A 23296-nucleotide genomic window follows, 5' to 3' on the forward strand; every position below is an offset into this window, starting at 1 on the left:
GGTACGGTTCGCGGCGCACTGGGGCTCGCGTTTCAGCGCCCCGCATCCAGCGCCAGGCGGATGCGGTACTTCGCCAGCTGTGCGTCACTGACTCCCACCCGTTGCAGGAAGGCCTGCCAGCGCGGGTCGTCGTGCAGCTTCGCGTACAGCGGTTGCAGCTTCCACTCGCCCCAGCCGCCGGGACCGTAGGTGGCCAGTTCCTGTTCCAGCCAGCTGAAGGCGGCGTCCGGCTCGCCGCGCCAGGCGTGGATGTGGCTGACCTCCGAGGGCCATTGCTCGCCCCAGGTCGCGATGAAGTGCTCCAGTGCCGCATCCGCGCGTTCGCTTTCTCCCAATGAGTAGTAGGCCAGCGCGCGGCCCTTGTCGCGGTAGGCCGGGTCGGTCTCCGCCTCCCAGGCGGCCAGTGCCTCGCGGTACCGGCCCTGCAGCAACAGGGCTTCGGCGAGGTGATTGCGCGCGGCGCTGTAGTCCTCGCTCAGTGCCAGCACCTGCCCGAACTCGCGCTGGGCATCGGCGTAGCGACCGGCGTAAAGGTAGGCGAGGGCGAGGTTGTTGCGCACGATCGCGTCCACCGGCGAGCGCTCGACGCTGGTTTCGAGCAGGGCGATGGCGGTATCCAGTTCCCCGAGCGCCTCGAGCAACAGGCTGGGCATGTCCAGGGCATGGATGTTCTGCGGCCAGTACTCCACGGCCCGGTTGACGTTGGTTACCGCGTCGCCGATGTCCGCCCGGTACCAGAACGCTACGGAGGCGAGCTTGTCGTAGGCCGGCGCATAGCGCGGGTCGAGTTCCACCGCGTGCAGGGCCGCTTCCTCGGCGAGGCGGTAGCCCTCGTCGTAATCGATGAAGCCGCTGGCGGCGCGATTGAGGTAGACCGCGGCCAGCTGCGACCAGGCCTGGGGGAATGCCGCGTCCACCGCCAGCGACTGGCGGTAGAACCCGGTGGCCGCCTCCAGCGCCTCCTCCGAGCCCTGGTAGGCGCGGTAGCGACCCTGCAGGAACAGCGCGTAGGCTTCCGGGTCCGGCTCCCCGGTGGTCGCGGTGTCTCCGAGGACACTCGCCTGCAGGGCCTCCGCGATCTGCGTCGACATGCTGTCCTCGATGGCGAAGATATCCTCGAACAGCGCGTCGTAGGTGTTCGACCACAGGTGGAAGCCGCCGCTGGCCTCGATCAACTGCACGGTGACGCGAATGCGCTCGCCGTCGCGGCGCACGCTGCCCTCCACCACGTGGTCCACGCGCAACTGGCGGGCGATGTCCTCCAACGGCAGCTGGCTGTCGCGAAAGCGGAACGAGGATGTGCGCGAGGCGACCAGCAGCGAGGTGTTGCGGGCCAGCTGGTTGAGCAGTTCCTCGGCGAGGCCGTCGGCGAAGTAGGCCTGGTCGCCGGTCGCGGTGAGGTCGGCGAAGGGAAGCACGGCGATGGTCGGTGCGCTGGTCTCCTGGCGCAGGGCGAAGCGGTCGACCGCGAACAGGGTGACGGCCAGGGCGAGCACGACGATGATCACGCGGTCGCCGGTGCGCGAGGCGGGCATTGCGGGTGCGTTTGCGTTTTCCTGGTCCGCCTCTTCCTGGGTGCGCAGTCCCTGCGGCGACCACTGGAAAGCCCAGGCCAGGGCCAGGGTCGGCAGGAAACCGATTGCCAGCAGCAGTACCACCCAGCGGATGACGGCGTCGTCGACGTCGTACAGCGGCAACGTCGTCTCGGCCACCTGTACGATCAGCCAGGCGGCGGCGAGATAGAACATGGCCGCCCGGTCGACGTGGCGGCGCCGGCATTCGTGGAGGAAGTTGCGCATGTCGCCCAGTATAGCCGCGCGGCCTGCACGCGGCAGCCTGCGGCTGATGCGACAAGCTTCGGCTGATGCGGAAGCCTGCGGCTAATACAGAATCCTGCGGCTAAAGGCAGGGGTGGGGGATACGCCCGTCCCTCCCGGCGACGCTGGCGAAGGGGATCTCGAAGGACTCGCCGCCAGCGCGTCCCCACCAGCAGGCCCGCGCGTCCAGGTGCAGTTGCCAGTGTTCCTGGCGCGGTTCCATGCCCGGGGGGATCGCCGCCGGCGAGAGGATGGCCGCGTTCACGCCGTGCGGGGCGCGCGCCGAGTGGAACCAGATGCCGCCGGCGCCGGTCTCGCGCAGGCGCGCGCCCAGCGCCTGGGAGAAGCTGTAGTCGGCGGGGTCGGAAAGACGCTTGCGGTGGCCACTGCCCGGTTCGCGGGTGAGGTCGCAGATGGCGCGGTGGCGCAGGCCGAAGTGAATAGCTGTGCGCGCATCGGCGATGCGCGCCAGCGGGCCGGTGTCCAGGGGACCGGCGCGGAACAGCCAGAGGTACACGGCGGATTCGGTCATCGCGGTCTCGCGCTCGCGCGAGGCGTAGAGGATGCCCGGCTCGACGCGTGTGCCGAAGCGCGAGCCGTGGCGCAGGGGCGGGTAGCGGAAGGGCGTGCGCAACAGCCAGTGGAGTTGCTCACTGCCCGGCAGGTAGGCGGGCTTGTGCGCATCCAGCAATTCCTCGAGTCGCGACTGCTCGGCGGCGGAGCGGGTGATGCGGCGCGTCGCCGCCTGCTCTTGGCTCTCGACGATACGCCAGACCTGGCCGCGCGACTGGCGCGTCGCCAGCAGGGTGTCGGGGATCACAGCCGGCCGCGCATCGCGTCGAGGTAGACGTTGAGTTCAGCCAGGCCCTGGTAGCTCTGCACCAGTGCCGCCGGCGCCTGTTCCTGGAAGTGGCGGTTGGGGGTGTGCATCCAGTGCTGCATCTGCGCGCTGTCGCCGCCGAGGATGGCGAACAGGGCGCGGTAGACCCGCACCAGGCCCAGTGAGAGTTCCTGTTGCTTGGCGGCGGTGATCGCCGCGGCGCCGCGGGAATAGTTCTTCATGCTGGAGTCGCTGACGCCGATGACCCTGGCCAGCTGGCCGAGGTTGAGGCCCAGTTCGCGACCGGCCTCGACCAGGGCGTGAGTGACCAGTTCGGCGTCCGATGTTTCTGCGAGGGCTTTCTGCATGTTTGGCCGCTCCTTGCATGGGTGTGTTCATATTTATACCAAAAGTAATTTAAGGTATCAATATAGACTTCGTGTGGCCGGGTCGTCGCCCCTCGGCCACCGGGCAGCTTGCCCCTGTGATACTCTGGGCGCAGGGTGGTGCTGGTGCCACTCGCTGTACCTCCGGGGTCCCTCTCACGATGCAACCGATTCTGCGCGCGGGCGACAACTGCTGGCGCATTGCCGAAGCCGAGCGCCTCGCCGTGCTGGTCGATGGCGAAAACTATTTCCGCGCCCTGCGCGAAGCCTGTATCAACGCCCGTCGCGCCATCTTCCTAGTCGGCTGGGATATCCACAGCCAGTTGCGGCTGGTGCGCGAACCGGTGGACGACGGCTATCCCGAGACCCTCGGCGCGCTGCTCGACGCCCTCGCCGAGGAGCGGCCGCAGCTGGATATCTTCGTCCTGTGCTGGGACTTTTCCATGATCTACGCGATGGAACGCGAGTTCTTTCCGCGCTACCGGCTGCGCTGGAAGTCTCACGATCGCGTGCGCTTCTGCCTCGACGGCAATCACCCGGTGGGGGCGTCGCAGCATGAGAAGATCGTGGTCATCGACGACGCCATCGCGTTTGCCGGTGGCCTGGACATTACCCAGTGCCGCTGGGATACCCGCGAGCACCGCGCCGACGAGCCGCGCCGGGAGGCCCCCGGCGGCGGCCGCTACCCGCCGTTTCACGACCTGCAGGTACTGCTCGACGGCGAGGCCGCGGCAGCGCTGGCGGAACAGGTGCGCGAGCGCTGGCGGCAGGCCGCGGACGAGTCGCCCCCGGAACTGCTCGAGCCGGCCGGCCCCGATCCCTGGCCGGCGCAGGTAGCCGTGCAGTTCGAGCAGGTGTCGGTGGGGATTACCCGCACCCGCTCCGCCTATGCCGGGCGCGACGCGGTGGGTGAGGCGCAGCAGCTGTACCTGGACAGCATCGCCGCCGCGCGCGACTTCATCTACATCGAGAACCAGTACCTGAGCTCCCACGCCGTGGGTGAAGCGCTGGCGGCGCGCCTGCGCGAGGCGGACGGCCCGCAGGTGGTGGTGGTCATGCCCGAGAAGACCGAGGGCTGGCTGGAGCAGCACACCATGGACGTGCTGCGCGCCCGCCTGGTGCGCAGCCTGCGCGAGGCAGACCAGGACGACCGCCTGCGCCTGTACTACGTGCGCGCCGGGGAGGATCCACACGTCTCCGTGATCGTGCACGCCAAGTGCATGATCATCGACGACCGCTTCGTGCGCATCGGCTCGACCAATCTCAGCAACCGCTCCATGGGGCTCGACGCCGAGTGCGACCTCGTCATCGATGCCGCTGAACAGCCCTCCCACGGCGAGCAGATCGCCCGGCTGCGCCGCGACCTGCTGGCCGAGCATCTCGGTGTCGAGGTAGATGCGGTCGAGCGCGCGGAGCAGGACTGCGACGGCCTGATCGCCGCGATCGAATCCCTGCGCGAGCCGTCGCGCAGCCACATGCTCATGCCACTGGATACTGAGGTGCCCGACAACATCGATGCCTGGGTGCCGGATGCCGCGGTGCTCGACCCGGAACAGCCGGTGGAACCGGAGGCGTTCTTCGACTACCTGGTACCCGCGGTGGAGCGCGGCAACGGCCTGCGCCACGCGCTGCAGATCGGCGGCCTGGTGCTGTTGCTGCTGGGTCTGGCGGCCCTTTGGCGCTGGACACCGATGGCGGAGTGGCTGCAGCCGCAGCGCCTGCAGGCGCTGGCGCAGGACCTGCGCGAGGCGCCGGCCGGCCCGTTCCTGCTGCTCGGCGCGTTCGTGCTCGCCAGCACGGCGATGGTGCCGCTGACCCTGTTGATCGTCGCCACGGTGGCGGTGTTCGGCACCTTCACCGGCATGGCCTACGCGCTGGCCGGCGGTGAGATCGCCGCACTGGTCGGTTTTGGGCTGGGCCATGCCTTCGGCCGCAATGCGGTGCGCAAGCTCGCCGGCAGCCGGGTCAACCGGCTGAGCCGTTCGCTGTCAAAACGCGGTGTGCTGACGGTGATGACCTTGCGCATGCTGCCGGTGGCGCCGTTCACCCTGATCAATATCGTCGCCGGTATCTCGGACATCCGCCTGCGCGATTTCATGATCGGCACGCTGCTCGGCCTGCTGCCGGGAATCCTCGCCCTGACCCTGCTCACCGACCGCATCCTCGCCTCCCTGCGCCACCCGGACTGGACCAGCATCGGCCTGCTGCTGGCGGTTACCGTCGGCGTGGTTGCGCTGATGCTGGGCCTGCGTAAATGGCTGCGGCGCAGCCGCGACGAGGACTGAGGCCGGCCCTTGCGCTGCGTGAGCTATAACATCCACCGCGCCATCGGTGCCGACGGGCGCGAGGATGCGGCGCGCATCGCGGCGGTGCTCCGGGAAATGAACGCCGACGTCGTCGCACTACAGGAGGTGGGGCACCGGCCGGGCACGCGCGACGACTTGCTGGCCAAGCTGGCGCGCGCTACCGGTACGCAGGCCCACGCCGGCAAGACCTTCGAGGACGAGCGCGGGCACTACGGCAACGCGGTGCTCACCCGCCTGCCGGCCAGCGCGGTGCACCGGCATGCTATCGGTGTGGATGGACGCGAGCCGCGCGGGGCGCTGGAGCTGCAACTGGAGCGGGGCGGTCGGCGTATCCAGCTGGTCGCCACCCACCTGGGCCTCGGTGCGCGGGAGCGTCGGACGCAGGTGCGCCGGCTCCAGCCCCTGTGCAGCAGCGGCGAGGCCGATGTGCGCATCCTGCTCGGGGATTTCAACGAGTGGTGGCCCTGGGGGCGGCCGCTGCGCTGGCTGGATGATAGCCTCGGCCGCAGTGCGCATCGCGCCACCTTTCCCGCGCGATTACCGCTGCTGGCGCTGGACCGCGCCTGGGTGGCGCCGCGCGCACTGCTGCGCGACGTGCATGTGCACCGCTCGGCCCTGGCGCGGCAGGCCTCGGATCACCTGCCGCTGGTTATCGACCTCGCGCTGTAAACCCTCAGTTGACGTTGCGCTCGCTGCCTGCCCAGTAGGGTTTGCGCAGTTCTGTCTTCAGTACCTTGCCGGCGCCGGACAGGGGCAGCGGCTCGCTGCGGAAGTCCACGCTCTTGGGCAGCTTGTAGCCGGCGATGTGGCCGCGGCAGTGGGTGATCAGTTCCTCGGCGCTGGCGCTGGCATCGGGCTTGAGGATGACGATGGCGTGCACCGCCTCGCCCCATTCCTCGTGCGGGATGCCGATCACCGCGCAGTCCTGCACCGCGGTGTGGCTCATCAGCGCGTTCTCGACCTCGGTGGTGTACACGTTCTCGCCGCCGGAGACGATCATGTCCTTGACCCGGTCGACGATGAACAAATAGCCCTCGGGGTCGAAGTAGCCGGCGTCGCCGGTGTGCACCCAGCCCTCGCGCAGCGTGTCGGCGGTCTGCTCCGGCTTGTTCCAGTAGCCGAGCATGGCGTGCGGGCCGCGCACCACGACTTCGCCGGATTCCCCCGGCGCCGCCTCGCTGCCATCCTCGGCGACGATGCGCACGTCGGATACAGCAGTGGGGCGGCCCGCCGAACGCAGCCGCGGACCGCCGGCGCGGTGGTCGGCCGGCGACAGGGTAGTGGCCACCGGGGCCAGCTCGGTCTGGCCGTAGGCCTGTACCAGGTCGACGCCGGGCCATAGCGCCATGCATTTTTCCAGCGTGGCGGCGGGCATCGGCGAGGCGCCGTAGAGGATCTTGTCCAATTGGCTGATGTCGGTCGTGGTCGCCTCCGGGTGGGCCAGCAGCATCTTGATCATCGACGGCACCAGCAGGGTGTGGGTAATGCCGTCGTCGGCAAAACTTGCCAGCACCTTGCCCGCGTCGAAGGCCGGCAGCATGACGTGGCCGGCGCATTGCAGGGTGGCGCCCATGGAGCCGGCGAAGTCGGCGATGTGAAACATGGGTGCGGCGTGCAGGTAGATCGCGCTGCGGCTCAGGGAGAAGTCCTGGGCGGCGCCGATGGCGCTGGACCACAGGCCGCGGTGCGACTGCATCACGCCCTTGGGAAAACCGGTGGTGCCGCCGGTATAGAAGATACCGGCCATAGCCTCGCCGCCGCGGGCGGCGGGCAGGACGGGGCTGTTGTCCGCGACCAGGGCCTCGTAGCCGCGTGCCCAGGGCGGGGTGTCGCCGTCGTCCATGAATACCGCCGCGCGCAGGCCGCTGCAGTGGGCTACCAGTTGCTCGGCCTGGGCGCTGAAGCCGCTGTCGAAGAACAGGAACTGCGGCGCGCAGTCCTCCATCGCGTAGCGGTTCTCGGGTAGTGCCCAGCGCGTGTTGAGCGGCACCACCGCGCCGCCGGCCCAGCAGGTGGCGAACACGGTCTCGTAGTAGCGGTCGCTGTTCAGGCTGAGCACGGCGACGCGCTCGCCTTCGCCAAGGCCCAGCGCCTGCAGCGCGCCGGCCAGGCGCGCCACGCGCCCGGCGAGGCTCGCCCAGTCCTGTTCGCGATCGCCGCAACGGCTGGCCAGCCCCTGCGGATTGAGGCGCGCGGCGCGCTCGATCAGGCCCTGCATACTAATCATGGATCATTCCCCCCGGAAGTGATGACAGTGTGTACCGCGTCGGCCCCCCTAGGCCGATGAGCGCGTGAACTTCTCCAGTATATCCACCGGGATCGGAAACACGATGGTCGAGCTTTTGTCGCCGGCGATTTCGGTGAGCGTCTGCAGGTAGCGCAGCTGGATGGCCTGTTGCTCATGGGACAGCACCTGGGCCGCCTCGGCGAGTTTCTCCGCGGCTTCGGCCTCGCCCATGGCGTGGATCACCTTGGCGCGCCGCTCGCGCTCGGCCTCGGCCTGCTTGGCGATGGCGCGCACCATGGACTCGTTGAGGTCCACGTGCTTGATTTCGACGTTGGCCACCTTGATGCCCCAGGCGGCGGTCTGCTTGTCGAGGATTTCCTGGATGTCCGCGTTGAGGCGCTCGCGCTCGGCGAGCATGTCGTCCAGTTCGTGCTGGCCGAGCACCGAGCGCAGGGTGGTCTGCGAGAGCTGGCTGGTGGCCTCCAGGTAGTTTTCCACCTGGATGATCGCCCGCTCCGGGTCGAGCACACGAAAGTAGATCACCGCGTTCACCTGCACCGAGACGTTGTCGCGGGAGATCACGTCCTGGGTCGGCACGTCCATGACGATGGTGCGCAGGTCCACGCGCACCATCTGCTGCAGGATCGGGATGATGATGATCAGCCCCGGCCCCTTGACCTTGTGGAAGCGCCCGAGCATGAACACCACGCCGCGCTCGTACTCGCGCAGCACCCGCAGCGCCGAGAACAGCAGCGCCAGGAACAGGAAGATGATAACGCCGCCGAACATACCTAGATCCGTCATGACTCGCTCTCCTCGCGGGATTTACTGACCTTGAGCACCAGGCCGTCGACCGCGTCGACGATCACCCGGTCGTGGGGCGCCAGCGGCTGCGCGCTGTGCGCCTGCCACAGTTCGCCGTCCAGCCGTACATAGGGGGTGCCGCCGCGCACCACTTCCACCTGCGCGGCGTGGCCGAGCAGCGGCTGCACACCGCTCACCGGCGGACCGCGCCGCGATTTCAACAGCATGCCGAGGGCGAAGGTGAACAGGGCGACGCTGAACAGGGCGACGCCGGCGATCAGCGGCAGGGCGATCTGGTAGGCGGGCAATTCGGTGTCCATGAGCATGATCGAGCCGAACACGAAGGCGACCACGCCGCCGATGCCGAGCACGCCGAAGCTCGGCACGTTGGCCTCTGCCACCATCAGCCCCACGCCGAGGGCGATGAGTCCCAGCGCCACGTAGCTCACGGGAAGCACCTGGAAGGCGTACAGGGCCAGCAGCAGGCAGACCGCGCCGGCGATGCCGGGGACGCCGACGCCCGGGTTGTAGAACTCCAGCACCAGGCCGTAGAAGCCGACCAGCATCAGCAGGTAGGCGACGTTGGGATTGGTGATCACGGCGAGGAAGCGGCTGCGCCAGTCCATCGCCTGCAGGTGGACCGGCGCGCCCACCGTGCGCAGGGTGTGTGCGGTGTCGTTGACGCTTACCTCGCGGCCGTCCAGGGCGTCCAGCAATTCGTCGCGCGACGCGGCGAGTACATCGATCACGCCCTGGTCCAGCGCGTCTTCCGCGCTGAGGCTGGTGCCCTCGCGCACGGCGGCTTCGGCCCAGTCGCCGTTGCGCCCGCGCAACTGCGCCAGGCTGCGGATATAGGCGACCGCGTCGTTGACCAGTTTGCGTTCCATGGCCGAGCCGTGGCCCGCTGCGCCCGCATCCCCGTCCTCGTTGGCGCCGCCGGGCAGGCCGGGGGAGGCGATCTGTACCGGTGTCGCGGCGCCCAGGTTGGTGCCCGGCGCCATGGCGGCGACGTGGGTGGCGTAGAGGATATAGGTGCCGGCGCTGGCGGCGCGCGACCCGGAGGGGGCCACGTAACCGACCACCGGCAGCGGGGCGGCGAGGATGGCCTTGATGATGTCGCGCATGGCGCCGTCGAGGCCGCCGGGGGTGTCGATGCGCAGCAGTACCAGTTGCGCGCCGGCGGCATCCGCCGCGGCCAGGGCGCGCACCGTGTGGTCGGCCAGCGCCGGACCGATCGGACCGGCGACATCCACCTGCCACACCTCGGCGTGCGCGCTCGCGCTGCTCACCGCCAGCAGCAGGCTGGCCAGGAACCCGGTAATGGTTGTCAGTATCTGCCGCATTTCACTGGCGAGTATAGTCCAGTCGGTGGTGAATACCCGAGCGATTTGGTGGTCGCGGGGCACTGCGCTATCCTGCTTTCCTCGCCTGCTTCCCTCGCTGTGGAGGGAGGCGACGCCTTCAGTTCTACCCACAACAACAACGCAGGACAGGCCGACGATGCAGGATTTCACCGCGCAACCCTCACCCGATTTCGCCGGGCGCCACGCACTGGTCTACGGCGGCGGCAAGGGTATCGGCCGGGCCATCGCCCTGGAATTCGCGCGCCGTGGCGCGCAGGTAGCAGTGGCGGATATCGATCGCAAGGCCGCGCGCGAGTGCGCGGCCGCGGCCCGGGAGTTCGGCGTCGCGGCGCTCGATGTGCACTGTGATGTCACCGACGCCGAGTCGGTACGCGCCGCCGCGCAGGCGGCCGAAGACACCGGCGCGGTGGACCTGGTGGTGAACAACGTCGGCGCGATCATCTCCGGTCACCCCGAGGACATTCCGTTGTCCGAGTGGCAGCGTATTCTCGACCTCAACCTGATGCCGGTTATCCACAGCAACGATGTGTTCCTGCCCCGGTTGCTCGAGCGCGGCGCCGGCCACATCGTCAACACCGCGTCATTTGCCGGGCTGTTTCCCTATGCGTTGAACCGCATGCCCTACGTGGCGGCGAAGGCCGCGGTGATCGCGCTGAGCGAGTCGCTGGCGCTGTACTGCGAACCGCGCGGCGTGCGTGTGAGTTGCTTCTGCCCCGGGCCGGTGGCGACCGAGGTCCTCGCCGGCATGCGCTCCTGGACAGAGGATGCGGTGATGTGCGGGCCCGGCTCGCAGTACGAACTGATCCTGCCGGATGCCGCCGCGCGCACCCTGGCCGAGGGCATGCTGGCGGGGCGCATCATGATTCCCACCCACACGGCGGCGTGGGAGGATGTCCGCGCCCACGCCGCCGACCCCGACGCCTACCTGCGCCGCAGGATGGCCGCCCTGGCCGAGGGGGACCCCGGCCTGCCACAGGTGAGCGAAGCCCTCAGACAATCACTGCGAGGAAAATAACGATGACTGATGCCGCGGCGGGTTTTCCCGCGACCGGGCGCTGCAACTGCGGCGCCATCCAGTTCCGGCTGTTGCGCGAGCCGATGTTCGTGCACTGCTGCCACTGCACCTGGTGCCAGCGCGAGACCGGCTCCGCCTTTGTGCTCAATGCGCTGATCGAAACTGCCGAGATCGAACTGCTCGAGGGCGAACCGGAGCGTACATGCCGGCCCTCCAACAGCGGTATCGGCCAGACCGTGCTGCGCTGCCCGCAGTGCGAGGTGGCGCTGTGGAGCCATTTCGGTGGCCGCGAGCAGTTCGCCTTTGTGCGGGTCGGCAGCCTGGAGGAGCCCGCGCTGTGCCCGCCCGATATCCACATCTTCACCAGTACCAAACAGCCCTGGGTGGATCTTCGCGGCGACACCCCGGTGGTGCCCGAGTTCTACCGGCGCAGCGACTACTGGCCGGCGCCGGCCTATGCCCGCTACCAGGCGCTGATGCCGGGATGAACCGACGGCGGCGCCGCCGCGTAGCTAGCCAGCGACTGTAACCCGGAGGATCGACCATGCGCGTACCCCTGTTCCTGGCCATCGCCCTGCTGCCGGGCGCGGCCTGGGCCGACTGCCCAGAGTATCTCGACCAGACCATGCGCAAGCTGCACTCCCAGGACAGCGTGAACCTGTGCACGCTGCGCGACGAACGACCGATGCTGATCGTCAACACCGCCAGCCACTGCGGCTTCACGCCGCAGTTCAAGGGCCTGGAAGCGCTGCACGAGAAATACGCGGAGCGCGGCCTGGTGGTGGTGGGTTTCGCCAGCGACGAGTTTTTCCAGGAGGACGACGACGAAGGCAAGGCCGCCGAGGTCTGCTACGTGAATTACGGCGTGACCTTCACCATGCTCGCGCCCACCGGCGTGCGCGGTGGCGACGCCAACCCCGTATTTCGCGAACTGGCGCGGCAGAGCAAGCCGCCGAGCTGGAATTTCAACAAGTACCTGGTTGACCGCGAGGGCAAGGTGGCGGGGCACTTTGGCAGCCGCACAAAGCCCGACGACCCGGCGCTCACCGCGGCCATCGAACAACTGCTCTGACGGCTCCTGCGCTGCGCGCTTGCCCGTTGTAGGGCGCGTTGCGCGGCAGCAAATCGCGGCCATAAAAAAACCGGCGGTAATCGCCGGTTTTTTGTGTCCCTGCGCACCCCGGGTGGGGCGCGCGGGCGGTTCGCATATCAGGCGGCGACGGCAGCGCGCTTGCGGCGCACACCGACCAGGCCCAGCAGGGCGGAGCCGAACAGCCAGGCTGCGGCGGGTACCGGAATCGCGTTGACTTCGGCCAGCACCTGGTAGGTCATGCCCGGAATGTAGATGAACGCGAAGTCGTTGTACTCGAGCAGCGGGCCGGGTTCGTCGGTGGAGAACGCCCACTTGAACTTCAGGGTGTCGCCGGCTTTCTTGTCGATGTTGAAATACAGGACTTCGCCTTCGACACCGTACTCGTTCTGTGTGTTGAAGAAGCCGCTGGTGTCGGTCTTGTAGTTCGACTGGTCATCGCTGTGGGGAATGGTGTCCAGGGCAAACGCCAGGGTCTTGCTGAACACCAGGTTCAGGTAGGAGTTACCAAAGTAGTCGCCCTCGTCACTGACGCCGATGGCGACCAGGCCGGAGTAATCCTGATCGAAGGTGAAGCTGAACAGTTGCACCCCGGTGCTGCCGTTGGCACCGACGTATTCGGTAGCGGCCTGTGACGCGGCGGATGCCAGCAGCAGGCTAATTGAAAGTACGAGTTTCCTGAACATGTTACCGTCCTCTAGATATAGGGTCTGGGGCGAGTGCTGCTCTCCCCGGTTTGGCGCCTTCTCTAGTGCGCCTGCAATTAATTTGCGCAAGCTAAAACCATGCCATGCAGAAGTTCCGGAGTTAACTCAATGGGTTAGCTCCGGGCGCAGCGCCGAATAAGTTGCCGGCGCGGTGGCAATGTAAAATTTCCTGACACTGTTATCCGGAAAAACCAGGCGCGTGTGCCGAAACGGTGATTGTCGCCTGAGCGGTCGAGGGGGACGACCCACAGTGGCGCGAATCGCTTACCGCGGCGCTGTCCGCCCTCACCCGGATGGTGCGTATCATGCAATGGTTTGCAGTCGGTCCAAGGTAGCCAGCGCGCTGACGGAAGTCAAAATTTCCCGGGACCCACCTGGGCTATAGCATTGCGCTTTTCGAGTCGCTGCAAGATAAATGCAGTCAAAGCGGGCAGCATCGTCAGTGTTACGAGGGCTGCGCCGAGGATGCCGAACATCACGATCGCGCCCACGCCGCGGTACAACTCGGTGCCCGCGCCGGGGATCAGCACCAGCGGCGCAAGGCCGAAAATGGTGGTGATGGTGGACATGGCGATGGGCCGCAGCCGGGCCTCGACCGCCTCGGCAACCGCCTCCCTCGCGCCCATCGCGCCCTCGCGGAAATTCTCCACCGCCCGGTGCACGATAAGAATCGGGTTGTTCACTACCGTGCCCATCAGGATCAGGAAACCGAGCATGGAGATCATGTCGAAGGGCTGCACCACCGCCGGCGCGCCGAGCAGCGGCAGCAGCCCGCCCACCGCGTTGAGCAACCACAGGCCGACGATACCGCCGGCAATGCCCAGCGGGATGGAGGTCATGATCAGCAGCGGGTAGCCCCAGTGGCCGAAGATCGCCACCAGCAGTAGATAAATGATGAGCAGGGCGACCAGGTAGTTGCCGACCAGGGTCTGGCGGGTGGCGTCGAGCTGGTCGGCGGCGCCGGAGATGGAAAGGGAAATGCCCGCGGGCACCTGGCCGCGCTCGCGCAGGTACTCCACCAGTTGCGTGCGCACGATCTCGACACCGCGCTCCAGCGGCACGCTGCGCGGCGGGATGATGTTCAGGGTCACCGTGCGGTTGCCGTTGACGCGGCGCACGCTGCTGGTATCCACCGTCTCGCGCAGGGCGCTGATCGCCCCCAGCGGCAGCACTGCACCGCTGGGGGTGTAAATCGGGATCTGCGGCAGGGTGTCGATGGCGGCGCCCTGGCCGGCGGTGCTGTACAGGTAGATGTCGATCTTGTCGTCGGCGAGGAAGAACTCGTCGACATAACTGCCGTCGGTGAGCGCCGACACGGTGAAGCCCAGTTCCTCGGCGCTCATGCCGATTTCCGCCGCGCGCTGCCAGTCCGGGTGAATTTCCAGCAGCGGCTGCGCCAGGGTCAGGGAGGAGGGCTGGGTCTGCACCCGCGGGTTGTCGAAGATCTCGCCGGCGCGCTGGTAGGCGGCCTGGGCCACCGCGTAGATCTCACTGAGGCCGGGCCCGGCGATATCCAGGTTGATGCTGCGCGTACCGCCGTCGTTGCTGGTGATGATCGAGCCGCGGGTGGCGAAGGCGCGCATCCCCGGGTACTCGCGGTATTTCGCGCTGAGTGCGTCCATCAGCGGCTCGATGTCCGCCGGGTCGGTGGCCTCGGCGATGATGCGCATCGACTGCGGCCCGACACGCATGTTCATGTAGCTGACCGAGGGCACCGGCGAGCGGCCGGCGTGGTAGTCCTCGGGGTCGGCGTCCACGTACTGCAGCAGCCACTGCTCGATCTCCTGGGAGATCGCGTGCATGGTCGAGAGGTTGTAGCCGGGTGGGGCGCTCATCGCCGCGAAGGCCTTGGGTTCCTCGCCCTCGGGCAGGTATTCGGCGGGCGGGGTGAGAAACTCGATGATGGCGGCACTGGCCAGCACGGTGAAGGCGATGCAGCCGAGCTGTCGGCGCGTGCTGGCAAGCAGCCAGTCGACCGCCGCCAGCGTGCTGCCGGCTATGCGCGCGCCCAGCCCGCTGGCGGAGAAACCCCTGCGCGCCCCGGTGTCTGGGGGTTCGTCAGCCGCGGCCAGTTGCAGGCGCGCCGCGGCGGTGGGCAGCACGGTGATCGCCACCAGCATGGAGGCGAGGATTGCCGCGGAAATGGCGATGGCGATGTCCGAGTACAACTGGCCCGCCTCCTGCTGCACGAAGGCCACCGGCAGGAATACCAGCACGGTGGTCATGGTCGAGGCGAACACCGCCGGCCACACTTTTTTCACGCCGGTCACCGCCGCATTCCAGCGCGAGGCACCGCGGCGGCGTTCCAGTTCGATGCTCTCCAGCACCACGATGCTGTTGTCCAGGGTCATGCCGATGGCGAAGGCGATACCCGCCAGGGAGATGACGTTGATGGTGCGGCCGGTCAGCAGCAGCCCGAGGAAAGCGACGATGATGCAGATGGGAATGCCCATCACCCCCACCGCGGTGGCGCGCAGCGAGCGCAGGAACAGGAACATCACCACCACCGCGAGCAGGCTGCCCAGCGCCAGGTTCTGCCAGACGTTCTTCACCGACTCCTGCACGTAGCGCACGTCGTCGCTGATGATGGTGATCTCCATGCCCGCCGGTCCGAGCACGTCGCGATTGAGCGGGCCGAGCAGGCCGAGAATCTCCTCCTTGATGGCGATGACGTTGGAGCCGGCCTCGCGGCGAATCGCCAGGAACAGGTTCTGGGCGCCGTTGTAAGAGGTGATGCTGCGCTTCTCGAAATGCCCCAGTTGCACCTCGGCCACATCCTGCAGGCGGATCACCGCGTCGCCGCGGCGGGCGAGAATCATGCTGCGCAGGGCATCGAGATCCTCGAAGCGGCCGATGGTGCGCAGCAGGTACTGGCGCTTGCCGGTCTCCAGGTCGCCGCCGGAGCGGTCGCGGTTGCGCAGGCGGATGGCGTTGCGCACGTCGGTCAGCGAGAGCTGGCGCTGGGCCAGCCGCGCCGGGTCGATGAGTATCTGTATCTGGCGTTCGGCGCCGCCGTAGACGCCGACCTCGGACACACCGGTGACGCGGGTGAGCACCGGCTTTACATGGTCCTCGACGTAATCCAACTGCAAGTCCATGTTCAGCTCGCGGGGGTTGCCCGGCAGCGGCGAGATGTTGAAGAACATGAAGGAGTTGCTGGAGAACGAGTTGGCGTAGATGCGCGGCTCGTCGGCGCTCTCCGGGTACGAGGGCACCTGGGCGAGGGCGTTGTTCACCCGGATCAGCATCTCGGTGATGTCGGTGCCGAAGGGAAATTCCAGTTCGATCTCGGCGCTGCCGCTGTTCGCGGTGGCGACGATGCGCGACAGGTTGGGCAGGTTGCGCAGGTACTCTTCCTGCTCGATGAGGATTTCCTTTTCCACGTCCTGCGGGGTGGCGCCGGGCCAGGTGGTGCGCACGCTGATCACGCGCACGTCGAGGTCGGGGATCATCTGCACCGGGATGCGCGTCGCCGCGACGATGCCCAGCACGCAGATGATGAGCGCGACGACCGTGGTGAGGATGCCGCGCTGGACGATCGCCTCGATCATGGCGTGGCCCGGTGGCGTTCGACGATGCGGATGCGCTGGCCGTCCTTGAGCGCCTCGTTGCCCTGCACCACGACGCGGTCACCGGCGTCCAGCCCACCGCGGATTTCCACCAGGCCGTCGAAGGCGTTGCCCGGCCGCACCACTTTCTCGCGGGCCAGGGTGCCGTCGGGGCCGTCCTCCACCACCCACACGACCATGCGCCCGTCCGGGTAGTTCAGCGTCGCGTCGCGGGGCACTGCGAAGCCGGCGTCACTGTCCGGGATCAACAGGGTGGCCTGTGCCGAGAGGCCGGGCAACAGGGGCGCGTTCGCCGGGTCTTCGGGTACCACGCGCAACAGGAAGGTGCGCGCCCCGGTGTCGGTGACCGGGACAATGGTCTGCACGCGGCCGGCGAGTTGCTCGCCCGGTCGCGCACTGAGCGAAAAGCGCACCAACGAATCCTCGCCCAGGGCGCTGAGGTAGTCCTCGGCGACGGCGAAGTCCAGGCGCAGGCCCTCGGTGGCCACCAGCTCGAACACGCCTTGGCCCTGTGCCACCCATTCGCCGGGGGCGGTCAGCTTGCGGCTGATCACGCCGGCGAAGGGCGCGCGCAGCTCGTGGCGCGCGAGCAGGGCCCTGCGGTAGCCGGCGTCCGCCGCGGTGCGATCGAGGGCGGCCTGGTCGGCGGCGACCTCGGCTTCCAGTGCGCGCACCGCGGTCTCGGCGATGCTCTGCTGCGGCGCCAGCGCCTCGGCCTCCCGCAGTCGCCGCCGGGCATCGGTGAGCGCGCTGGTCGCCTGCTCGTGTTCGGCGCTTGCGCTTTGCAACTGCAATTCGGCCAGTTCCGCGTCCAGGCGCAGCAGCGGGTCGCCGGCGCTCACGCGGTCCCCTTCCTCTGCCAGTACCTCGGTGACCAGGCCGGCGGTGGCCGGTGACAGGCTGGCCACCTGCGGCGAAGTCACGCTACCGGTGACCTGTACCTGGCGGTAAATCGCCTGCTGGCTGACCGGGCTGACAACGACGGGAACACCTTCATCGGCGGCGTGCGGGCCGCCACTCAGGCAGGCGAGGACGATTCCCGCGAGCAGCGGGAGGCGGTTGCGGCAAGGGAGCATAGGGGCTGGGGTACTGACTCGATAGATTCTCATTCTCGTTGAGAGACTCTAGCACCGAAAATGTTCACCGCAAAATGCGGTTTCGTATCGCCCCGGTGTTTATAGGGGCTTCTATCGGGCCTTCTGCAGGGCCTTCAACAGGACCTTCAACAGGACCTTCAGCGGTCATCGCGCAGGATTACCAGCAGCAGGTCGCCGACGTGAAAGCCGAACTTGCTCAGGCGCGATTCATTGACCAGCACGTCCGGTGATACCAGGTACATACGGTCGTCGACCTTGACCTCGATGACGTCGCCGCGCCAGGGCACCTGCAGCACGTAGTCGAGGAAAATACTGTTGCCCGCCTGGCGCAGGGTGGCCGGACCGCTGACATCGCCGGCGCTGCCGATATAGCGGTTCTCGCCGTCCGGGCGCAGGGTCCAGACGCGGCGCTGGGTCTCGCCATCGTCGAACACGAAGTGCTCGTCGAGGGTGCCGACGCCGTTGTCCCAGCTTGCCTCGATGCGTGCGTTGAAACTGCGGGTGACGCGTCCGGCGCGGTCCTTGAGTACACCGTGGGCGGTGAGCTGGCCGTTGAAGAATTCGTCGGCACGCAGGCGCGGCTCGCGCCCGGCGTAGTCCTCGACGTCCACCGCGGAGCAGGCGGTGATGGCTATGGCTATTAGTGCCGTGAGCAGGCTGCGCAGCATGGGTCTCTCCGGTGAGGTTACGTGGGAGATACGCGCCGCGCCCGCGCTTCGATCACTGCCGCCACGTTGCAGTTTGCGTCCCGAGGCGACACTATTAGCGCTCCCCGGTGACGAGAGAACAGCATGCCCGGCAGCGCGCGCCGCCCGACCCTTGGCGACCTCTACCGCATGTGGCGACAACTGGAAAGCGACCGCGAGAGCAGCCCGGAAAGCCTGCGCCAGCGCGACCACGCGATCGGCCAGCGCTGTCCCGCGCGCGACGATACTGGCGCCCTGCTGTACTGGCTGGACCAGGCCGGCGCTGCGCCGCAGGCGGCGGCGACCGAGTCGCAGATGACCGTCGTCCTGCGTCTCGGCGCGCTGTTGTTCGGTGCCCTGGGCATGGCCGGCTTCCTGCTGGCCAGCGACCGCGACCTGGTCAACGTGCCGCTGTTCCTGCTGATTTTCGTGCTCCTGCAATTCCTGCTCTGCCTGCTCGCCGCGTTTGTCACGGTGCGCGCCCTGCAGGGCGAGCCGCCGGCGTCCTTCGCCCTCAACCCGGTGCGCCTGGCACTGCGCGGTGCGCTGCGCGACAGCGAGTACCTGCGCGGCCATACGCCGGTGCTGCGCCTGCTGCTGTTGCGCTATGGCCAGGAAGTGGGCGCGCTGTTCGCGCTGGGCGCCACCGCCACCTTCCTCGTGCTGCTGGCGTTTATCGATTTCAGTTTCGTCTGGGGGTCCACCCTCGCGGTGAGCGACGACGTGGTCTACGGACTCACGCGTGCAGTGGCCGCGCCCTGGTCGGCGCTACTGCCGCAGGCGACGGTATCGCCGGAGCTGGTGGCTGACACCCGCTTCCACGCGGCGCAGCTGGACCTCGGCAGCATGAACGCCGACAGTCGCCGCGGCTGGTGGCCCTTCCTGCTGCTGTGCATGCTGGTCTACACCCTGTTGCCGCGCCTGTTGTTGTGGGCGCTGTCCCTATGGGGCTTTCGCCGCCAGGTGGCCGCGGCGCTGGCCGGTTGGCCCGGTGCCGCCAGTGTCCTGGCGCGCATGCGCGCCCCGGTGGTGGATACCCGGGCCGAGGGCGAAGGCGCGAAGCCGCCGCGGCAAATGGCAGCGGATGTGGCGCAGGTGGATGCGGACGCGCTGTTGCTGGACTGGGCCGGCGCGCTGGACAGCGCCGCGCCATCCGGTCGGGCGCGCAGCCAGCGCGAAGGCGTGTTGAGCGCCGGCCTGGGCTCCCCGGCGGAGGATGTCAGCGCGATCAGCGCCATCAACCGCCGGGCGCCGGACACCCTGCAGGTCGCGGTGCGCAGCTGGGAGCCGCCGATGGCGGACCTCGCCGATGTGCTTTCAGAAGTGCACGGCGTGCGCGAATGCCGCCTGTTGCTGCTGCCCCTGCACGGCGCGGAGGTGAGCGAGGCGCGCCTCGGCGACTGGCGTTCGTTTGCCGGTCGCCTGCCGTTCACACGCACCCAGGTCGTGGTATGGGAGGACGACAAGGCATGAGCCGCGATTCCCAGGTACCCGGCTTCGCGGTGGTCGGCCGGCCCAACAAGGGCAAGTCCTCGGTGGTCGCCACCCTGGCGCGGGACGACTCCGTACACATCGCGGCGGCCGCCGGTTCCACCCGCGACGTGCGCCGCTTTCCCATGCGCGTGGACGGCGAAACCCTCTACGAACTGGTCGATACCCCCGGTATGCAGCGCGCCCGGCAGGTGCTGGCCTGGCTGCGCGAGCACTGCCAGGACGCCGCGGCGCGGCCCGCGGCGGTGCGCCAGTTCCTGCTCGAGCACAGGGACGACGCACAGTTTGCGGATGAAGTGCACGCCCTGGAGCCGGTGGTGGCCGGCGCCGGCATCATTTACGTGGTCGATGGCTCGGTGCCGTTTGGCGCGGACTACGAGGCAGAGATGGAAGTGCTGCGCTGGACCGGCCGGCCGAGCCTGGCCCTGGTCAATCCCATCGAGAACTCGGACTACGTCGAGCAGTGGGTGACGGGCCTCGGGCAGTATTTCCAGACCGTGCGCGTGTTTGACGCCCACCGCGCGGAGCACCACAAGCAACTCGAACTGCTCAGCCTGTTCGGCCACCTCGACCCCGAGTGGCAGCAACCGCTGCAGCGCGCGGTCAGCGTGTTGCGCGCGGACCGCGAGCGCCAGCACCTGGAGGCGGCCGAGGCGATTGCGCTGATGGTGGAAGAGGGCATCACCTACAGTGTCAGCCAGGCGCTGCCCGAGGGCGCGCCCGAGGCGCCGGTGAAAAAACTGCTCTACAACCGCTACTGCCGCCACCTGATCCGCCGCGAGCGGCAGTGCCGCGAGCAGGTCGAAGCGCTGTTCTACTACCGCGAGCTGAAGACGGCCGAGGCGGGCATGGACTTCGACGAGGAGGAACTCTTCGACCAGGAAAACTGGTACCTGTGGGGTCTGTCACAGCGCCAGTTGCTGGTCGCCGCCGGCGCCGCCGGCGGCATCGCCGGGGGCAGCGCGGGGATGGTGGTGGACGGCATGGCCGGCGGTCTGTTGCACGGCCTGGGCACGCTGGCCGGCGGCATCGGCGGGGCCATCGCCTCGTCGCGTCAGGTGCTGCGGCGCAGCGAGGATATCGCGCGCTGGACGGTGAGCGGCATTCCCACCGGCGGGCGGCGCCTGGTCTACGGCCCCTCGCGCAACCTGAACTTTCCCTTCGTGCTGCTCGGCCGCGCCCTGCAGCACCACCGCCAGGTGAGCCAGCGCACCCACGCCGTGCGCGGCGCGCTGAAGCTCGACGAACCGGTGCTGGACTGGCTGGACGATAGCCAGCGGCGCAAGCTGGCGTTGATCTTCGAGGATTTACGCCGCGGCCGGCGCGTCGACCAGCGGCGCAGCGAACTGGTCGGCCTGCTGCGCGCCTGGTGCCTGGCGGCGGATCACGCCGAGAGCAGTTCCAGCAGCCGCTGATCGATCCACCCGTGCATACGCCAGTTGGCGAGGAAGCCGCAGTGACCGCCGTGGGCAGGTGTCTCGACCTTCAGCGTCGGCGGTGAGGCCAGGCGGGCCAGGTCTACCGACGGGATCATCGGGTCGTCCTGGCTGAGGATGATATGCGTCGGCACCTGCAGATCGGCCAGCGTGTCGCCGGTCAATGCGTAGGCGGCGAAGTAGCTCTCGACGTCGCCAAAATCCGTATAGCGCGGCACGAAGAACTCGTTCATCGCATCCAGCGAGTGCAGGCCGAGCAGGCTGTCGCCGTAGCCGAGGTCCGGAAAGTGCTGCAATTTCAGGGTCAGCGAGCGTTTCCAGCGGTGCAGGAAGTACTGGTGATAAATGAAGCTGCCCTCCATCAGCCGGCGCATGGTGTGCGCCGGGTCCAGCACCGGGCAGATTGCCACCGCCTGGTCCAGGGCGATGCCCTCATTGTGCGCCTGCGCCGCCACCCGCAGGGTGAAATTCCCCCCCAGTGAATGACCGGCCATGACCGTGCGCACGTGCGGAAACAGCTGCTGCACCTGGGCCACGGCGTCGAGGATCTCGCGCAGCCGCGCCGAGTGGTAGAGCTCGCGGTTCAGCGCGTGGCTGGGGCCGTGGTCGCGCAGGTGCAGGCGGAACACCGAGAAACCGGCGTCGAACAGGGTTTGCGCGTTGGACAGCAGGTAGGCCGAGTCGCCGTTGCCCTCCCAGCCGTGCAGCAGTATCGCCAGGCCCTGCGATGATTCCGGGTGCGGGTTGTAGTAGCCGTGCAGGCGTACGCCATCGCTACACTCCAGCAGCACATCCTGCGCTGCGTTGCGCAGCGCGCGCGTGCGCCACAGCAGCGGAAGCTTGCGCGGTGCGGTACTGGCGATCAGGGTCTGCGCGTGCGGGTTGCGCAGCAGCGGCGGCGGATTGAAGTCGGACATGGTTACAGCTGGAGAATAATGCAGGTGCAGAGTATCAGAACCGCGGTGCCGAGCAAGATTGCGGTGGGTACCGGTGGCAGGCGCAGGCGCTCGCCGGCCACGTCCGCGGGGCTGCCGGCAGTGACCAGGGCCGCCAGCAGGGCGACGCACCAGCCGGCGGCGAAGCCCAGCAGGTTCCACCACAGCCAGGACACCTGGGGCAGGAACAGCCAGGTGAGCAGGTTGGCGAGCAGGCCGCCGACAAAACCGGCGATGGCCGCGCGCTGGCCCAGGCCCGGTCGCAGCACGGCGACGGTAAACAGCATGAGCAGCGGACCATTGGCCATGGAGCCGACCTTGTTGATCGCCTCCAGTACGGTCGGCGCGATGCTCTCCACCTGGAAGGAAAAGACCACGGCGAAGGCGCCCCAGCCGAAGGTGGCCAGCTTGGAGGCGAGGAACAGGCGGCGCTCGGGCAGTTCGCGGAAGCGGGCGATGAAATCTTCCACCGTGCTGGCGGAGAGGCTGTTGAGCGCCGAGTCGATGGAGGACATGGCAGCGGCGAACAGGCCGACGATGGCCAGCCCCGCCAGCCCGGCGGGAAACTCGCGGGCGACGAAGGCGGGGAACACCAGGTTGAGGTTGGGCTCGCCGGCGGCGGTGCGCGGCAGGGCATCGATAAACGCGCTGTGCTCCAGCGCGTAGGCGGCCAGACCCAGTCCCACCAGGCAGTAGGCGAGCACCAGCGGGAAGCGCAGCACGCCGTTCAGCACCAGGATATTAAACAGCTGTTTTTCACTCGCGGCACTTTGCAGGCGCTGAGCCTGGCTCTGGTCGCAGCCGTAGTAGGCGGCGTAGAGGAACAGGCCGCCGAACAGCATCGGCCAGAAGCCGTAGTTGTTGCCGGTAGTGAAGCCCCAGTCGTTCACCAGCGGCCGGCTGCGCGCGGCCAGTTCATCCCAGTGCAGGGCCAGCGGCTCGGCCAGCCAGAACAGGGCGAGGATCACCGCCGCCACCAGCAACAGCATCTGCACCACGTCCGAGATCACCACCGCGCGCATGCCGCCGAGCACGTCGTAGGTAATGGTGATGCCCATGAGGATGGCCACCGCGGCGGGGAAGGGGATGCCGGTGATCAGGCCGATGACCGCGGCCACGCCGTACACGGTGACGCCGGTGGCGACGCCGCGAAAAAACAGGAAACAGCCGCTGGCCAGCAGCCGTGCGCCCAGGCCCAGGCGCCGCTCCAGGTAGGCGTAGATGGAGATGACGCCGCTGCGGTACACCGGTAAAAACAGGGCGCACAGCACCAGCATGGCCAGCGGCACCGCCAGTTCGTACTGCAGCCAGAGCAGGCCGCCGGCGGCGGCAAAGCCGACGAAGGCCGGCGCGCCGAGCAGGGAGTTGGTGGAGCACTGGGTAGCGATGATCGAGCCGGCCAGCGCCCAGCCGGGCAGGCGGTGGCCGCCGAGGTAGTAGTCCTCGCGGGAACTCTGGCGCCGGCCGATGAAATAGGCGAGGGCGAGCATGGCGGCCAGGTAGGCGCCGAGTACGGTCCAGTCGAGAGCTTGCATCGGGCCAGTCT

At 68.1% G+C, this 23296-nt stretch carries 19 protein-coding genes; 7 read left to right on the forward strand and 12 right to left on the reverse strand.

What is annotated here, in order from left to right; translation table 11 throughout:
* Positions 1-32 precede the first annotated feature (32 nt).
* The 3 genes from E4634_RS09850 to E4634_RS09860 form a co-directional block, all read right to left on the reverse strand.
* Entirely contained in the window at positions 33-1799 is a 1767-nt protein-coding gene (locus tag E4634_RS09850; RefSeq protein WP_135443393.1) for a tetratricopeptide repeat protein, read from the reverse strand.
* Positions 1800-1899: 100 nt separating this feature from the next.
* Entirely contained in the window at positions 1900-2637 is a 738-nt protein-coding gene (locus E4634_RS09855) for an RES family NAD+ phosphorylase (protein WP_135443395.1), read from the reverse strand.
* Positions 2634-3005, reverse strand: coding sequence for an MbcA/ParS/Xre antitoxin family protein (locus tag E4634_RS09860; RefSeq protein WP_135443397.1), 372 nt, complete (start codon positions 3003-3005; stop codon positions 2634-2636). The genes E4634_RS09855 and E4634_RS09860 overlap by 4 nt, the downstream gene beginning before the upstream one ends.
* A gap of 179 nt (positions 3006-3184) precedes the next feature.
* Between E4634_RS09860 and E4634_RS09865 the strand changes: the two genes are divergently transcribed.
* The gene (locus E4634_RS09865; RefSeq protein WP_135443399.1) at positions 3185-5308 is read left to right on the forward strand and encodes a VTT domain-containing protein; all 2124 of its coding nucleotides are present in this window, start codon (positions 3185-3187) and stop codon (positions 5306-5308) included.
* A gap of 18 nt (positions 5309-5326) precedes the next feature.
* On the forward strand, positions 5327-5998 hold the full coding sequence (locus E4634_RS09870) for an endonuclease/exonuclease/phosphatase family protein (RefSeq protein WP_206046854.1): 672 nt from the start codon (positions 5327-5329) through the stop codon (positions 5996-5998).
* A gap of 4 nt (positions 5999-6002) precedes the next feature.
* Here the strand turns inward: E4634_RS09870 and E4634_RS09875 are convergent, their stop codons facing one another.
* Genes E4634_RS09875 through E4634_RS09885 form a run of 3 tightly spaced genes read right to left on the reverse strand, consistent with a single transcriptional unit; the run spans position 6003 to position 9766 of the window.
* The gene (locus E4634_RS09875; protein WP_135443403.1) at positions 6003-7556 is read right to left on the reverse strand and encodes an acyl-CoA synthetase; all 1554 of its coding nucleotides are present in this window, start codon (positions 7554-7556) and stop codon (positions 6003-6005) included.
* A 48-nt stretch (positions 7557-7604) separates the two neighbouring features.
* On the reverse strand, positions 7605-8360 hold the full coding sequence (locus tag E4634_RS09880) for a slipin family protein (protein WP_240725145.1): 756 nt from the start codon (positions 8358-8360) through the stop codon (positions 7605-7607).
* Positions 8357-9766, reverse strand: coding sequence for an NfeD family protein (locus tag E4634_RS09885; RefSeq protein WP_240725146.1), 1410 nt, complete (start codon positions 9764-9766; stop codon positions 8357-8359). Before E4634_RS09885 ends, E4634_RS09880 begins: the two co-directional genes overlap by 4 nt.
* A gap of 94 nt (positions 9767-9860) precedes the next feature.
* On the opposite strand from E4634_RS09885, the gene E4634_RS09890 reads away from it, so the two are divergent.
* From E4634_RS09890 to E4634_RS09900, 3 genes are read left to right on the forward strand one after another with little or no spacing between them, the layout of a single operon-like run.
* Positions 9861-10739, forward strand: a complete 879-nt coding sequence (locus tag E4634_RS09890; RefSeq protein WP_167854840.1) for an SDR family NAD(P)-dependent oxidoreductase — start codon at positions 9861-9863, stop codon at positions 10737-10739.
* A 2-nt stretch (positions 10740-10741) separates the two neighbouring features.
* Positions 10742-11227: a GFA family protein gene (locus tag E4634_RS09895; RefSeq protein WP_135443409.1), complete on the forward strand. Its 486-nt coding sequence runs from the start codon at positions 10742-10744 to the stop codon at positions 11225-11227.
* Positions 11228-11283: 56 nt separating this feature from the next.
* Positions 11284-11811 (forward strand): glutathione peroxidase, encoded by a 528-nt coding sequence (locus E4634_RS09900; RefSeq protein WP_135443411.1) that lies wholly within the window; start codon positions 11284-11286, stop codon positions 11809-11811.
* A gap of 137 nt (positions 11812-11948) precedes the next feature.
* Here E4634_RS09900 and E4634_RS09905 read toward each other — a convergent pair whose 3' ends face one another.
* From E4634_RS09905 to E4634_RS09920, 4 genes are all read right to left on the reverse strand, one after another.
* The gene (locus E4634_RS09905) at positions 11949-12515 is read right to left on the reverse strand and encodes a VPLPA-CTERM sorting domain-containing protein (protein ID WP_135443413.1); all 567 of its coding nucleotides are present in this window, start codon (positions 12513-12515) and stop codon (positions 11949-11951) included.
* Between the two features lie 374 nt (positions 12516-12889).
* Complete coding sequence (locus E4634_RS09910) at positions 12890-16087, reverse strand: efflux RND transporter permease subunit (protein WP_135443415.1); 3198 nt, start codon at positions 16085-16087, stop codon at positions 12890-12892.
* Positions 16084-17181, reverse strand: coding sequence for an efflux RND transporter periplasmic adaptor subunit (locus tag E4634_RS09915; RefSeq protein ID WP_167854841.1), 1098 nt, complete (start codon positions 17179-17181; stop codon positions 16084-16086). The genes E4634_RS09910 and E4634_RS09915 overlap by 4 nt, the downstream gene beginning before the upstream one ends.
* 158 nt (positions 17182-17339) lie before the next feature.
* Positions 17340-17870 (reverse strand): DUF3833 domain-containing protein, encoded by a 531-nt coding sequence (locus E4634_RS09920; protein WP_135443418.1) that lies wholly within the window; start codon positions 17868-17870, stop codon positions 17340-17342.
* Between the two features lie 123 nt (positions 17871-17993).
* Here E4634_RS09920 and E4634_RS09925 point away from each other — a divergent pair, with 123 nt between their 5' ends.
* The gene (locus E4634_RS09925; protein ID WP_135443420.1) at positions 17994-19361 is read left to right on the forward strand and encodes a DUF2868 domain-containing protein; all 1368 of its coding nucleotides are present in this window, start codon (positions 17994-17996) and stop codon (positions 19359-19361) included.
* Positions 19358-20794 carry a DUF3482 domain-containing protein gene (locus E4634_RS09930; RefSeq protein WP_167854842.1) on the forward strand — a complete coding sequence of 479 codons (1437 nt, stop codon included), beginning with the start codon at positions 19358-19360 and terminating at the stop codon, positions 20792-20794. The genes E4634_RS09925 and E4634_RS09930 overlap by 4 nt, the downstream gene beginning before the upstream one ends.
* On the opposite strand, the gene E4634_RS09935 is transcribed toward E4634_RS09930, so the two are convergent.
* Together E4634_RS09935 and E4634_RS09940 are read right to left on the reverse strand one after the other, a co-directional pair.
* Positions 20764-21732: a YheT family hydrolase gene (locus E4634_RS09935; RefSeq protein WP_135443424.1), complete on the reverse strand. Its 969-nt coding sequence runs from the start codon at positions 21730-21732 to the stop codon at positions 20764-20766. The genes E4634_RS09930 and E4634_RS09935 overlap by 31 nt on opposite strands.
* Before the next feature lie 2 nt (positions 21733-21734).
* Positions 21735-23285, reverse strand: a complete 1551-nt coding sequence (locus tag E4634_RS09940) for a sodium:solute symporter family transporter (RefSeq protein WP_135443426.1) — start codon at positions 23283-23285, stop codon at positions 21735-21737.
* Positions 23286-23296: the final 11 nt, after the last annotated feature.

Source organism: Mangrovimicrobium sediminis, assembly GCF_004745945.1.
GTDB lineage: Bacteria > Pseudomonadota > Gammaproteobacteria > Pseudomonadales > Halieaceae > Mangrovimicrobium > Mangrovimicrobium sediminis.